Genomic DNA, 13047 nt, shown 5'->3' with positions numbered 1-13047 from the left:
TTGACCGGAAGTGAAAGTACGTGACTGTTGCGTGTGGGTCTTGGTTACTTCGTGCCGGTGGTTAATCGGCCTTGCGCACAAATTTCGTGCGAAACAGCGTTTTAAACGCTTCCAACCGTCTTCAGACGCACCCGCGGATGGATTTCCGACTGCGACAGAACCGGGGTCTGGGCGCGGAAACGGTCGACAATGCCGCGCACGAACGGTCGAATTGACGAGGACGTGACCAGAACCGGGGCTTCCCCTTCGCGCGCCGCCTCCTCGAAGCGTTCACGAACGAGTGTAATAAACTCCGACAGCTTTGAAGGCTGCATGGCGAGAGTCCGCTCGTCGCCTTGGCCGATAACGGAATCGGCGAAAGCCTGTTCCCATTTGGCCGACAGCGCGATCAGCGGCAGGTAGCCGGACGGCGATGTGTGCTGTGCACAAATCTGCCGGGCCAGCCGGGTGCGTACATGCTCGGCGATCTGCGTCGGATTGCGGGTGAAGGCCACGGCCTCGGCGATGCCTTCCAGAATGGTCGAGAGGTCGCGGATCGAAATCCGCTCGGCCAGCAGCATCTGCAGCACGCGCTGGATGCCGGACATCGAGATTTGCGCCGGCACGATGTCCTTGAGCAGTTCGGCCTGCTCCTTCGGCAACTCCTTCAGGAGTTTAGAGACCTCGCCGTACGACAGCAGATCGGCGACATTGGCTTTCAGCAATTCGGTGAGGTGGGTCGACAGCACGGTCGCGCCGTCGACCACGGTGTAACCTTGCATCGCGGCCTCTTCCTTGTAGGCCCCGTCGACCCAGGTTGCGGGCAGGCCGAAGGTCGGCTCGATGGTGTGAATGCCGGGCAGGTTCACCTGGCCGCCGCCGGGATCCATGACCATGAATTGTCCCGGCCACAGCTTGCCGGAGCCGGCCTCCACCTCCTTGATCTTGATGACGTAGGTGTTGGCGTCGCTTTGCACGTTGTCGAGAATGCGGACGGCCGGCATCACGAAGCCCATTTCGATCGCGAGCGCGCGGCGCAGCGCCTTGATCTGTTCGGTCAGCCGGTCGCCGCCGTCCTGCGCGTTGACCAGCGGCAGCAGCGCATAGCCGAGCTCGATCTTGAGGTCGTCGATCTTGAGCGAGTTGGAAATCGGCTCCTCTGCCGGAGCGGCTGCAGCCGCGACCTGCTCGTGTTTCTCGGCCTTTGCCGCCAGCGCCTTGTGGTGCTTGTTGAGATGCCACGCGAGTGCGCTCGCTCCGCCGCCGAGCACCAGAAAGGGCAGCATCGGGATGCCAGGGAGCAGCGCCATGATCAGCATGACGCCGCCCGACATGCCGAGCGCCTTCGGGTAGCCGGAGAGCTGCTTCACCAGCGCCTTGTCGGCGGCGCCGGAGACGCCGGACTTCGACACCAGGAGGCCCGCCGCGGTCGAGACGATCAGCGCCGGAATTTGCGTGACCAGGCCGTCGCCGACGGTGAGCAGGGTGTAGGCCTTGGCGGCATCCAGAAAGCCCATATTCTGCTGGGCGACGCCGATGATGATGCCGCCGATCACGTTGATGAAAACGATCAGCAGGCCGGCGATCGCGTCGCCGCGCACGAATTTCGAGGCGCCGTCCATGGCGCCGAAGAAGCTGCTCTCGTCTTCCAGTTCCTTGCGACGGTGACGCGCCTGCTTCTCGTCGATCAGCCCGGCGGAGAGGTCGGCGTCGATCGCCATCTGCTTGCCGGGCATGGCGTCGAGGTGAAAGCGCGCGGCCACTTCCGCGATGCGGCCCGAGCCTTTGGTGATGACCACGAAATTGACGATCACCAGGATGGCGAAAACGATGATGCCGATCACGAAATTACCGGCCATCACGAAATTGCCGAATGCCTCGATCACGTGGCCGGCCGCGGCGGGGCCGTCATGGCCATTGGCCAGGATCAGCCGGGTTGAGGCGAGGTTGAGTGCGAGCCGGAGCATGGTCGCGATCAGCAGCACGGTCGGGAAGGAAGAGAATTCCAGAGGGCTGTGGATGAACAGCGCCGTCATCAGGACCAGCACCGAAACCGTGATCGACACCGCCAGGAACAGGTCGAGGACGATAGGCGGCAGCGGCAGGATCAGGACGACCAGGATCGTCAGCACGCCGGCGGCGAGCAACAGATCGCCGCGCTTGGCGAAGGCCGCAATGTCCCCGAGGGCGGGCAACACAAATCGCCCGCGCGATGGTGTGGCTGTAATGTCGGACATTTAGGTGGATGGAACTCCCGGACGTCTAGGTAATATTTGCCCGGTTTATGGTTAGGGAACCGTTAACGCGGGTGCCGTGGCACCGGGGAACGATTAAGGTCCGCGTCAAATCGGGGGCAAAAATGAGTGAGAATGAGAATCAGACATTCGACGTGGCCACAGCGCAACAGTTGCTGGCCGACGTGTTCGCACCCTGGGTTCAGGATCTGCAGCTGAGCGTCGAGGCGATTCACCCGCCGGGAGCCGAGGGCGGGGCAGGTGCCACCCTGCGGATGAAATTTTCCGACCGCATCTGCCGCGACGGCGGCATCATCTGCGGGCAGGCGCTGATGTCGCTCGCCGACACGGCCATGGTGTTCGCGGTCGCCTCTGCCTCGGGCCGCTACCGGCAGATGACAACCGTGGACCAGACCTCGCATTTCATGAAGCCGGCCTCGAACGGTGACGTGCTTGCCGACGCCCGCATCGTGCGCATGGGTCGAACCATGGCATTCGGACAGGTGATGCTGACGCCGGCCTTCGACACCAAGCCGGTGGCGATGGTGTCGACCGCTTACGCGCTGTTGTGACCGGGCGGGCGGCCCGACGGTTCGTCCGCGCGCTAACGCTTGACCTCGGCGCGGAACGTCACCGGCCAGTCATCCATCGGGATGCGCTTGCATTCCCCCATCGAGCGTTCGAGCGCCAGCTGGAATGACTTGCCGGTCCAGACCCATTCCTCCTCGACACCGCAATCACCGATGCCGCGGCCTTTGTCGAAGCTCGACAGGGTCATGGTTTCGGAATCGAAGACCGGGTTGGTCAGGCCAGAACGCGGCTCGTCCTTGTTGCCGTCGCTCACGCCGGGCGGCCTGCGGAATGTCACGGGACGCAGGGCGTTCACATTGCCCGCCGGACCGATCAGGAACACGTTCCAGAAATTATAGGCGCCGCTGCTGTCCGGGCAGGTGAACTGATAGAGGAATTGCCCGCCGCCCAGCGGACTGACATCTTCGATCTGCGAATTCTTGTCATCCTCCTCACAAAGCTTGCGGCCTTTGGCGAGCAGGGCGGGCGAATGCTTCTCCGGCGCCTTCGCCTTCGAGGGCGGGGCCGCGACGATGACCGGTGCTTTTGGCTGCGGCGGGACGGCGCTCGCCGGCTTCGGCCCACGCCGCACCAATGCGGTGACGGTATCGAGCCGTTTTTGCTGGTCGTCGATCCACAGCAGCGACGCGACCGCGCCCGACATCGAGATATGCGAGAGCGGCGATTCCAGTTTTTTGCCCGGTGCCGGCTGCCGCGTCACCACGATGGACTTGGCCTTGCGCATCGACTCGATCAGCACGTCGGCGGCTGGCCCCTTGGCGATGGTGACGCGACGATAGTCGCTGCCCTCGCCCTCCTCGCCGACGAGAATGCCGGCTGGCAGGCCGGGGAGCGCATGGTCGTCGAATGCGACGGTGTAGCCCTTCGCGTCGCGGAGTTCGACCGACAGGGTCACCGTCACCTGCGCATCGGCCGCGCCGCCGCGCTCGATCCGCAGATAGGCGGCCGCATCGTCGGATTCGGAATTGACCGCAAAGGCCGAGCAGTTGCGAAGATTGTCGCAGGCCGCGAGCCAGTCGCGGAAATCCTTGAAGGAGGCATGTGCGGATGCGGATGGCGCAATCAATGCGGCGGCAAGCGCGCAGCGAATGACGGAATGCATGAAGGCGTCTCGTCCTGTCAGGTCAGCGTCGGGAACACATGCCGCCCATCGTCTCCGAGCGGCAGCGGATCGGCGCGCACGACATGCTGAAGGTCGAGTTCGGCATAAAGATGAGGAAACAGCGCGCCGCCGCGCGACGGTTCCCATTTCAGGGCGTCACCGAGCGTGTCGGTGTCGACATGCAGCAGCATCAAGTCGGTCTGTCCGGCGAAGTGTTTCGCGGCGGTCTCCGCCGCCTGTTCGGCGGTGGAGAAATGGATGTAACCGTCGGTGAGATCGATTGCGGCGCCACGGAAGACACCGGCGTGCTGGGCTTCGGTCCAGAGGGACAGGGGAAGGATTTTGTAGATGGTGGGCATTGTCCTCTCGTGTCCCGGACGCGGTGCGGCGCGAAGTGACGCACCGCAGAGCCGGGACCCAATCATACCAAATGGGTCCCGGTTCTGCATTGCATCATTGCGCTTCGCTTATGCTGCGCTGCGCCCGGGACACGAGCGCGCGCATCGACTACCCCGCAAACCGCATCTCGCCGCCATGCGGCGCTGGCACCGGTACGCCGTCGCCGGCATATTCGTTGAGCTTGTTGCGCAGGGTGCGGATCGAGATGCCGAGGATATTCGCCGCGTGGGTGCGGTTGCCGAGGCAATGCTTGAGCGTTTCCAGGATCAGGTCGCGCTCGACATCGGCGACGGTGCGCCCCACCAATGCGCGCGTCACCTGTTCGGCGGCGATCGTGGCATGCGCGACCTGCGCGGAGGCTTGCGGCGCATCGAGGCGCATGCCGTCCGGCGTCATCAGCGCGTCGGCGCCGATCTCCACGCCGCTGGTCAACAGCACGGCGCGATGCAGCGTATTCTCCAGCTCCCGCACGTTGCCGGGCCAGGTGTTCAGCGCCAGCGCCTTGCGGGCTTCCGTGGACAGCGGACGGCCCGGCAGGCCATTGGCCTTGGAATATTTGTCGATGAAATGATCGGCCAGCGCCTGCACATCTTGCGGACGTTCGCGCAACGGCGGAATGCGCAGGTTCACCACATTGAGCCGGAACAGCAGGTCCTCGCGGAACGCGCCATTGCGAGCGGCCTCGGCGAGATTGCGATTGGATGTGGCAATGATGCGGATATCGACCGGGACCGGCTTGGTGCCGCCGACGCGATCGATCACCCGCTCCTGGATCGCGCGCAACAGCTTCGCTTGCAGTCGCACGTCCATCTCGGAGATTTCGTCGAGCAGCAGCGTGCCGCCATTGGCCTCTTCGAACTTGCCGATGCGGCGCGCCACCGCACCGGTGAAAGCGCCCTTCTCGTGGCCGAACAATTCCGATTCCAGCAGCGCCTCGGGAATGGCGGCGCAATTGACGCTGATGAAATGCTTCTTCGCCCGCTTCGAGCGGGTATGGACATAGCGCGCCAGCACTTCCTTGCCGGTGCCGCTCTCGCCGGTGATCAGCACGGATGCGTCGGAGCCGGCGATCTGCTGCGCGAGGCGCACGACATGCCCCATCGATTCGTCGCGCCACACCATCTCGCGATCGTCGCTGGCGACGGCGGCGAGTACAGCCGCGATCATCTCGGGATCGGGCGGCAGCGGGATGTATTCCTTGGCGCCGGCATGGATGGCGGCCACCGCGGCCTTGGCATCGGTCTCGATGCCGCAGGCGACGATCGGCGCGTGGATATGCTCCGCCGCGAGCCGGGCCACCAGGCTTGCAATGTCCAGCGCCACGTCCACCATCAGCAGATCGGCGCCGCGTCCGGAGCGCAGCACCGCCAGCGCCTGGTCGGCATTCTCGGCGTGGGTCACCGAGGCGCCCTTGTCCATCGCATATTTGGTCGCGAGCGTGAGCTGGCCCTTCAGGGTGCCGACGATGAGGAGACGCATGATCCAGTTTCCTTATTGATACGCCAGCGAATGGCTACTCGGCTTTGTCGGCCTTGATGATTTCGGTCATGGTGACGCCGAGCTTGTCTTCGACCAGAACGACCTCGCCGCGCGCGACCAGGCGATTGTTGACGTAGATGTCGATCGCTTCGCCGACCTTGCGGTCGAGCTCCAGCACCGCGCCCGGTCCAAGCCGCAGCAATTCCGACACGTCCATGCGCGAGCGGCCAAGCACCGCCGAAACCCGGACCGGAACGTCGAACAGCGCCTCGAGATCGGCCGCGGTCTTGCCATTGGTCTCCGGCTCCGATGAGGCGATCGCGAGATCGCCTGGCGGCAGCGCGCCATTTTCGAGATTCGGAAACGGAACGCCCTGGTTGTCACTCATCGTCGCCACCTCTCAACTCCGCATGCCCGGGCGCGCGGCGCCCTTCGACAAATCGCTTCACCGTCTCGCCGATCAGAGCGTCCGCGGCCGCCCTGTCGCGCATCATTCCGCCATCCGCCCATTCGATCCGGCAATCGCCGACCGCAATGTCCGGCTCCGCCATGATCAGCAGCCGGCCGTCGAAGCCGGTCTGGCGTGCGATCGCGGTGAGTTTTTCCTGCGCCAGTTCGTAAAGCGCGTCATTGACGCGCACCACGACATGCGGCGTCGTGACGAGTTCGCGGAAGCAGTCCGTCGCCAGCGCCTCGATCTCGGCGAAGGGTTCGCGCGCGATCAGCGTCTCGGCCAGCTTGCGTCCGGTCGCTACCGCAACCTCCACCGCTTCCGCTTCGACCCGCACTTCGACCGCCGAAAGCCCGCGCGTCAGGATCGACAGCGAATGGGCGACGCTTTCCATCGCGATCGCAAGCCGGCGTGCCGATTCGGCCGCCGCTTCCTGCTGGCCGGCGGTGAAGCCGTTGCGATAGCCGCGCGTTTCCGCTTCGCCGACCTTGGCCTCGTGCTCGGACAGCAGCACCGTATTCGCGGGCTTCGGCGCCCCGAAATCGATGTCGAACATGAATTTGGCGGGCGCGCTCATCAGTAAACCAGTTCCTCGTCGCCGCGCTGCTTGGAGATGATCAGTTCGCCCTTGGCCGCGAGATCCTTGGCCAGATTGACCAGCAGGACCTGCGCATCGTCGACGTCCTTCAGGCGCACCGGACCGAGATTGCCCATGTCGTCGGTCAGCATCTTGGCCGCACGCGAGGACATGTTGGCGAAGAAGAACTGGCGGACCGCCTCGTTGGCGCCCTTCAGCGCGACCGCCAGCTTGTCCTTGTCGACGTGACGCATCAGCGTCTGCGCCGATCCGGTATCGAGCTTCACCAGGTCGTCGAAGGTGAACATCAGCGCCTTGATGCGTTCGGCACTGTCGCGGTTGTCTTCCTCGAGCGAGGTGATGAACCGGGTCTCGGTCTGGCGGTCGAAATTGTTGAAGATTTCCGCCATCACCTCATGCGAGTCGCGGCGGCGCGTCTTGGAAATGTTGGACATGAATTCGGTGCGCAGCGTCAGTTCGACCCGGTCGATGACTTCCTTCTGGATCGATTCCAGCCGCAGCATCCGGTTGACGACATCCAGCGCGATATCCTCCGGCAGGATCGACAGCACGCGCGCGGCATGTTCGGGGCGCAATTTCGAGAGCACCACCGCAATGGTCTGCGGATATTCGTTCTTGAGGTAATTGGCCAGCACGTCCTCCTGGACGTTGGAGAGCTTCTCCCACATGTTGCGGCCGGCCGGCCCTCGGATCTCGTCCATGATCCCGCCGACGCGATCGGCCGGCAGGTATTGCTGCAGCAGGCGTTCGGTCGCCTCGTAATTGCCCATCAGGGCGCCGGTGGCCGACAGGCGGCTGACGAATTCCAGCAGCAGGCCTTCGACCAGATCGGATTCGATGGTGCCGAGCGTCGACATGGTGATCGACAATTGCCGCAGCTCGTCGTCGTCGAGCAGCTCCCAGATCTTGCCGCCATATTCGTCGCCGAGCGCGAGCATCAGAACCGCCGCACGCTCGGGCCCGCTCAGCTCGCGGGTCGGCCGCGGCGCTTCCGCTTGGCGGCTGGCGAGACCGGCGACGATATTGTTCAGCTGCTCGCGGGCCTGTTCCTTGGTCGCAGTGACGGCCATGACGTGTCCTTATGCCGGCTCGTGCAGCCATTGACGGATGATGGCGACGGTCTCGTGCGGATTGCGATCGGCGAGTTCGCCGACCTTCTTCACCGACTCGGCGTGCACCTGGCCCTGCACCTTGGCGATGTCGATCATCGACGAGGTGTGGTTGGAGATCGCTACATTCTGGTCGCTGCCCACGATCGACACATTGGGGCCGCCGGTCGTTGTGATCCCGCCCGGTCCGATGCCGCCGGGGAGGCCGACGATGCTGCCTTCAGGCAATGCCAGAGCCGGCTCGTCGGGGGTGATGATGCGGCGGACCAGCGGGCGGATCACGAAGAACAGCACCACCATGCCGAGGAGGAACATCACCAGCATCTCGATGCCGCGCATGATGTCATCCTTGGTGAAGTCGCCGATATCCAGCCAGCCTTTGGGGGTTGCGGCCAGGTTTTGGGGCAGTTCGGCGAAGCGCAGGTTGACGATTTCCACCTGGTCGCCGCGCTTCTGATCGAAGCCGATGGCCGAGCGCACGAGTGCCGCGATCCGGTCCAGCTCTTCCTTCTCGCGCGGGGTGTAGACGGAATCGCCGGCGGCGTTCTTCGCGTAGGTGCCATCGACCAGCACCGCTACCGAAATGCGATTGACCCGGCCGCCTTCGATCACCTCGGTCTTGGTGGTGCGGGAAATCTCGTAATTGACGATTTCCTCGCTCTTGCGATTGTCGTTCTTGTTGACGGCGGCATCGGCCGCCTTCTGCTGTCCGCCAGGCAGTTCGTTGGCGACCGTGACCTGACCATCCTTGCCCTCGTGCGAGTTATGGGTCTCCTCGCGGGTCTGGCTGGAGCGCACCACCCGCCCCTCGGGGTCGAATTTGTCGGTGGTCTGGGTGATTCGGTTGAAGTCGAAGTCGGCGGTGAGTTGCACCCGGGCGCGGCCGGGACCGACGATCGAGGACACGATATTCTCGACATTCTCGCGCATGCGGCGCTCGAAGGTGAGTTTGCGGTCGTCGGCACCGGCGCTGAGACCCGACAGGTTGTCGTCAGAGCCGTCGGCCAGCAGCCGACCGCTTTCGTCGACGATCGAGACCCGGCCGGGCTTCAGGCCATTCACCGCCGAAGCAATCAAATGGCGTATGGCCCGCACATGCTGGGCCTCGAGCGAGCCGCGCAGCTTCAGCACGATCGAGGCGGAAGGCTCCTGGCGCTCGCGGGAGAACAACGGCCGCTCCGGCAGCACCAGATGGACCCGGGCGGAGGCCACCCGGTCGATCGAGCGGATGGTGCGGGCCAGTTCGCCCTCGAGTGCGCGCAAGTGGTTGATATTCTGAACGAAACTGGTGGCGCCGAGCGCGTCCGATTTGTCGAAAATCTCGTAGCCGACGCTGCCGCCCTTGGGCAGGCCGGATTCCGCAAGCTTCATGCGCAGGCGCGTCACGGCGTCCTTGGGGACGAGGATGATCGCGCCGTCGTTTCGGGTCTGGTAGGGGATCGCCTGCCGCTCAAGGTCGCGGATGATGGCCGAGGAATCCTCAAAGGCAAGGTCGGTGAACAGAGGCGTCATCGGCACAGCCGTCACGCGCAGGATCAGAAACGCGAAAAACCCGACCAGTGCGACTGCGACCGCAGCCATCGCCATCACGCGCGTCGCACCGATAGTTTTTACAAACTCGACCAGACCTTGCACCGAAGAGTCCCCCCAACGCGCGACCCGGCAATATTTGCCGTGCGTATGGTTTCCAATCGGTTAATGCCGTTAACGATTGTTCCGTTGGGCGGGGCTTCAGGCGCAAAATCAGCCACTGAAACGAAAAAGGGCGGGATGGCCCGCCCTCTGTCATTTCAGGTTTTACGTTTCAGGCCTGTCCTACGAGCCCTGCGGCAGATCTGCCGCGATGGCCGTCAATAGAATCGCCGGCACATCTCGTAGCGGCCGTATCCGATATCGGTGACGCAAGGCGCGCGGCGCACCCGCTTGACCGTGGAGACCTTGGTCGGCCGCCGGTAGACACGCGGCGCGTAGGGGTTCGGCAGGCGTTTCCAGTAATAACCGCGGACATAGACGTATTTGTATCCGCGCGGGGTCGTGTAGAAGGGCTCGCGGAAGGTGTATCCGAACGAGTTATCGGTCGGGGTCCAGGCAGGGCCGCGCGGCCAGGTGTAAACCGGCACCGCTTTGTAACCGGGCGGCTCGAAATAGCCGGAGGCGGCGCCGACCGCGAGCTGGCGCGCCGAGGCGGGCAGGGCGACGGCGACAAGCGCCAGCATGGCGAGAAGAATCGGACGAATCGACATCGGGCGCTCCGGGAACCAGCCAGGCCAGTCTAGCGGGGGCGTCGCCGGACCGGAAGATGGCTTGCGCGCTCATGCGCAGCAATCGGCGCGCCTGTGTCTATTGCGTCAGGCCACGTATCGCGGCCGTCAGGCCTGCAGACCGTTCAGGGACCGGCAAAATGAAATCGGGCGCCGGATGGACCCGCGCCCGTTAACACCGCGTTAGCAAGCTCTCACGGAAGCTTACTGCCGGTATTGCTGAATGCGCGTGGTGCGCAGGCCGGCAAGACCGTGCTGCTCGATCGAGAATTGCCAGGACAGGAATTCCTCGGTCGTCAGCGTGTAACGCTGGCAAGCCTCTTCGAGAGAGAGCAGGCCGCCGCGCACAGCCGCGACTACCTCCGCTTTGCGGCGGATGACCCAGCGCTTGGTCGAGGGCGGCGGCAAATCCGCAATGGTAAGCGGAGAACCGTCCGGCCCGATTACATATTTGACCCTCGGGCGATGAGGCTCAGTCATCGTTGCACTCACACACTCAACCGACAAACTCAAATTAACGTAGCTTGTGCCGCTTAAGATTTGCCTAAGCGCAACATTCAATTGAGAAATGTCTGTCGGTCCGATCGCGTGCATCGCTTTAATCGCCCGTTAAGAGATGCAAACCGGTTCGCTGCAAGCGCTACAGCGACAGAGAGGTTTGCCGGACGACGCGCTTGATCTTGTCGAGCGCGTATTCGGTTTTGTTCACCGACAGCACCGGCGGGCTCTTCGTCATGTCGACGGAGTCGACGATGCCCTGGACCTCTGTGGAAACAGCGACAGCCTGGCCGCTTGCATCCTTCGCGGTGATGGCCAGCTTGTAATCGCCGTTGGGCTGCTTGACGCCGGAATTGTTGCGGCCATCCCAGACAAAATTCTGGACGCCGGCATTGAGCGAATAGCTGCCGGTAAACACAGTGGCGCCAGCAGAGTTGATGATGTTGACGGTGGCGGAGGCTGGCTTCGGCGAATTGAAGCTCCAGCCGGCGCCGGTGTCGCTCAGCAGCGAATTCTGACCGTCGATGGCAACCACTTGTCCGACATAACCGAGCGCTTGCGTCGACTGCGCGGTCTTCTGCAACGAGACCAGCGCCTCAAGCTGCGTGTTCGACTTGAGCTGTTGTTCGACCTGCGCGAACTGCACGAGCTGCTGGGTGAACTGGTTGGTATCCAGCGGATCGAGCGGGTTCTGATGCTTCAATTGCGTGGTCAGCAATTGCAGGAACTGGGTGAAGTTGCTCGCCAGCGTGTCTTTTGTGGTGGTCGATGCCGCACCGCTATTGATCGCCGCTGCGACGGTGCTGGTTCCGGAAATGGTGGACATGCTGATCGTCCTTTCGTCAGACGCGAATATCGATGCCGCCGCGCGCCCCGAGGAGCCGCGCATAGCCGTTTGCCGCTTCGCTCGGCGCCACCTCGGCGTCGTGAATCATCGCACGGGTGCCGCGCGACTGTTCGTCAGCGTCGCGGTGCTGCGCGAAGCCCTGATCGCGCAGCGAGAATTCCAGCGAATTGTCGGACGTCTTCAATCCGGCCTGCTGCAGCGCGCGTTCGAGCGTGGACTGGTCGCGGCGCAGAAGGTCATAGGTATCGCTGCGCTCGATGACGAGCCGCGACTTGACGTTACCCTCGCGGTCGACGTCGAGGCGCACATCGATGCGGCCAAGCTCCGGCGGATCGAGCCGGATCTCAAATCGCGAATTGCCGGCGCGGGCCTGGCTCGCGATTTCGACCGCGATCGCATCGACGGGCACAGGCTGTGCGGCAGTGACCGGCATGGCGTGCGGCGTTGCGGCTTGCGCCACGGCCACATGACCGGGGGCAGGGGTGGACAATTGAGCGGCATGCGCGGCCGGATCGATCGAAGGCCTGCTCGTCGGAGCAGGGTCATCCGCTATGGCCGCGACGTCTGGCCGCAGATCCGGCGCATCGGGCTTGGCTTCCGCGCGCGCCGGTGCCGGCTGAGATGAGACCTCGGTCGGGGTCTCGGTCTTCTTGGGTTGCGTTGGCGCATCCAGCTGCGGTGCGGCTGTCTCGGTGTCCGGCATATCGGTGCCGGACAGCAGCGGGTCGGCCGCGTCTGTTTCATCCTCGCCGGAATCACCGGCCGTGGCCGGCGCCGCCGCCTTGATCACCGGGGCGGCCATTGCGGATTGCGCCGCAGCCTGGGAGTTTGCCACAAGAGGCTTCGCCGGATCGGCGGCCCCTTCAACGTTCGGAGTCACGACCTCTCCCGCTGGCTTCGCCACCGCGGACAGTTCGGCCGGAACGTCCGGCGGCGTTGCTGCTGCCGCAACGGGCTGTGCCGGTACGTCGATGGCAACCGCGACAGCCGGTGCTGCAGTGGGATCGGCCGCAGGGATAACCGGGGGCGCGACGAGTGCTGCGTCAGGTGCTTCGGGTACGGTGACCTCGGGAAGCCCCTCCGCGGCTGCGGCGAGTTCTTCATCAAGCGCGCCCTCAACCGCTGCAGGCGCAGCTTCGCCCGTTTGCAGCGTCAGTTCCGTCCACAGGGGATCGGCCGGGATCGCGGCCGGCGCAGCGGCGTTCGCTGCCTGCTCCACGCCGGACGGTGCGGGAGCGGGTTCGGTCGATTTGGGCGCCGAGACAGCCGCGTTCGCCGCCGGCGCGTCGGACGCGGCTTGCGGTTTCTCGGCTGGATTGACCCGATCGCGGGTCCGGGTCTCGTTGGAAGACTGTTTCGGCTCCGGGCGCGCCTCGTCCACCAAGGCGGCAAAGCCGCCTGATTCCGAGCGCATTCCCGTCGGCCGGACGGCGCGCTCGGGCTTGGCGGATCGATGCGAAACGGCGGATGCTTCAGGCACGACGCTGGTCACTGACAAC

General features: G+C 64.2%; 13 protein-coding genes. 1 reads left to right on the top strand and 12 read right to left on the bottom strand.

Going from position 1 to position 13047, the window contains the following annotated elements:
• Positions 1–101: 101 nt before the first annotated feature.
• Positions 102–2216: a flagellar biosynthesis protein FlhA gene (gene flhA / locus AC5I5I_RS09750; protein WP_495972329.1), complete on the bottom strand. Its 2115-nt coding sequence runs from the start codon at positions 2214–2216 to the stop codon at positions 102–104.
• Positions 2217–2338: 122 nt separating this feature from the next.
• Here flhA and AC5I5I_RS09745 point away from each other — a divergent pair, with 122 nt between their 5' ends.
• Positions 2339–2785, top strand: a complete 447-nt coding sequence (locus AC5I5I_RS09745) for a PaaI family thioesterase (protein ID WP_495972327.1) — start codon at positions 2339–2341, stop codon at positions 2783–2785.
• A gap of 32 nt (positions 2786–2817) precedes the next feature.
• On the opposite strand, the gene AC5I5I_RS09740 is transcribed toward AC5I5I_RS09745, so the two are convergent.
• From AC5I5I_RS09740 to AC5I5I_RS09690, 11 genes are all read right to left on the bottom strand, one after another.
• Positions 2818–3906 carry a DUF1176 domain-containing protein gene (locus tag AC5I5I_RS09740; protein WP_495972325.1) on the bottom strand — a complete coding sequence of 363 codons (1089 nt, stop codon included), beginning with the start codon at positions 3904–3906 and terminating at the stop codon, positions 2818–2820.
• Positions 3907–3923: 17 nt separating this feature from the next.
• On the bottom strand, positions 3924–4265 hold the full coding sequence (locus tag AC5I5I_RS09735; RefSeq protein WP_495972323.1) for a DUF952 domain-containing protein: 342 nt from the start codon (positions 4263–4265) through the stop codon (positions 3924–3926).
• Positions 4266–4413: 148 nt separating this feature from the next.
• On the bottom strand, positions 4414–5784 hold the full coding sequence (flbD, locus tag AC5I5I_RS09730) for a sigma-54-dependent transcriptional regulator FlbD (RefSeq protein WP_495972321.1): 1371 nt from the start codon (positions 5782–5784) through the stop codon (positions 4414–4416).
• 34 nt (positions 5785–5818) lie between these two features.
• Complete coding sequence (gene fliN, locus AC5I5I_RS09725; RefSeq protein ID WP_495972319.1) at positions 5819–6172, bottom strand: flagellar motor switch protein FliN; 354 nt, start codon at positions 6170–6172, stop codon at positions 5819–5821.
• Positions 6165–6812, bottom strand: coding sequence for a FliH/SctL family protein (locus tag AC5I5I_RS09720; RefSeq protein WP_495972317.1), 648 nt, complete (start codon positions 6810–6812; stop codon positions 6165–6167). The genes fliN and AC5I5I_RS09720 overlap by 8 nt, the downstream gene beginning before the upstream one ends.
• Entirely contained in the window at positions 6812–7903 is a 1092-nt protein-coding gene (fliG, locus tag AC5I5I_RS09715; protein WP_495972315.1) for a flagellar motor switch protein FliG, read from the bottom strand. The genes AC5I5I_RS09720 and fliG overlap by 1 nt, the downstream gene beginning before the upstream one ends.
• 9 nt (positions 7904–7912) lie before the next feature.
• Positions 7913–9577: a flagellar basal-body MS-ring/collar protein FliF gene (gene fliF / locus AC5I5I_RS09710; RefSeq protein WP_495972313.1), complete on the bottom strand. Its 1665-nt coding sequence runs from the start codon at positions 9575–9577 to the stop codon at positions 7913–7915.
• 215 nt (positions 9578–9792) lie between these two features.
• Positions 9793–10185 (bottom strand): hypothetical protein, encoded by a 393-nt coding sequence (locus tag AC5I5I_RS09705; RefSeq protein WP_495972311.1) that lies wholly within the window; start codon positions 10183–10185, stop codon positions 9793–9795.
• Positions 10186–10407: 222 nt separating this feature from the next.
• On the bottom strand, positions 10408–10683 hold the full coding sequence (gene sciP, locus AC5I5I_RS09700; RefSeq protein WP_086088690.1) for a CtrA inhibitor SciP: 276 nt from the start codon (positions 10681–10683) through the stop codon (positions 10408–10410).
• Positions 10684–10843: 160 nt separating this feature from the next.
• The gene (locus tag AC5I5I_RS09695) at positions 10844–11527 is read right to left on the bottom strand and encodes a flagellar hook assembly protein FlgD (protein WP_495972309.1); all 684 of its coding nucleotides are present in this window, start codon (positions 11525–11527) and stop codon (positions 10844–10846) included.
• 16 nt (positions 11528–11543) lie between these two features.
• On the bottom strand, positions 11544–13040 hold the full coding sequence (locus AC5I5I_RS09690; RefSeq protein WP_495972307.1) for a flagellar hook-length control protein FliK: 1497 nt from the start codon (positions 13038–13040) through the stop codon (positions 11544–11546).
• Positions 13041–13047: the final 7 nt, after the last annotated feature.

Source organism: Pseudorhodoplanes sp., from assembly GCF_059499825.1.
Note: the sequence above shows the minus strand (reverse complement) of the source record. Positions and strands in the feature narration are given on the sequence as shown.

Excerpts from the sequence above, each read along its gene's own strand:
- AC5I5I_RS09720 (WP_495972317.1), bottom strand. The coding sequence starts at position 6,812 with ATGAGCGCGCCCGCCAAATTCATGTTCGACATCGATTTCGGGGCGCCG.
- AC5I5I_RS09745 (WP_495972327.1), top strand. The coding sequence starts at position 2,339 with ATGAGTGAGAATGAGAATCAGACATTCGACGTGGCCACAGCGCAACAG.
- flbD (WP_495972321.1), bottom strand. The coding sequence starts at position 5,784 with ATGCGTCTCCTCATCGTCGGCACCCTGAAGGGCCAGCTCACGCTCGCG.
- AC5I5I_RS09705 (WP_495972311.1), bottom strand. The coding sequence starts at position 10,185 with ATGTCGATTCGTCCGATTCTTCTCGCCATGCTGGCGCTTGTCGCCGTC.
- AC5I5I_RS09695 (WP_495972309.1), bottom strand. The coding sequence starts at position 11,527 with ATGTCCACCATTTCCGGAACCAGCACCGTCGCAGCGGCGATCAATAGC.
- AC5I5I_RS09735 (WP_495972323.1), bottom strand. The coding sequence starts at position 4,265 with ATGCCCACCATCTACAAAATCCTTCCCCTGTCCCTCTGGACCGAAGCC.
- flhA (WP_495972329.1), bottom strand. The coding sequence starts at position 2,216 with ATGTCCGACATTACAGCCACACCATCGCGCGGGCGATTTGTGTTGCCC.
- fliG (WP_495972315.1), bottom strand. The coding sequence starts at position 7,903 with ATGGCCGTCACTGCGACCAAGGAACAGGCCCGCGAGCAGCTGAACAAT.
- fliN (WP_495972319.1), bottom strand. The coding sequence starts at position 6,172 with ATGAGTGACAACCAGGGCGTTCCGTTTCCGAATCTCGAAAATGGCGCG.
- sciP (WP_086088690.1), bottom strand. The coding sequence starts at position 10,683 with ATGACTGAGCCTCATCGCCCGAGGGTCAAATATGTAATCGGGCCGGAC.
- AC5I5I_RS09740 (WP_495972325.1), bottom strand. The coding sequence starts at position 3,906 with ATGCATTCCGTCATTCGCTGCGCGCTTGCCGCCGCATTGATTGCGCCA.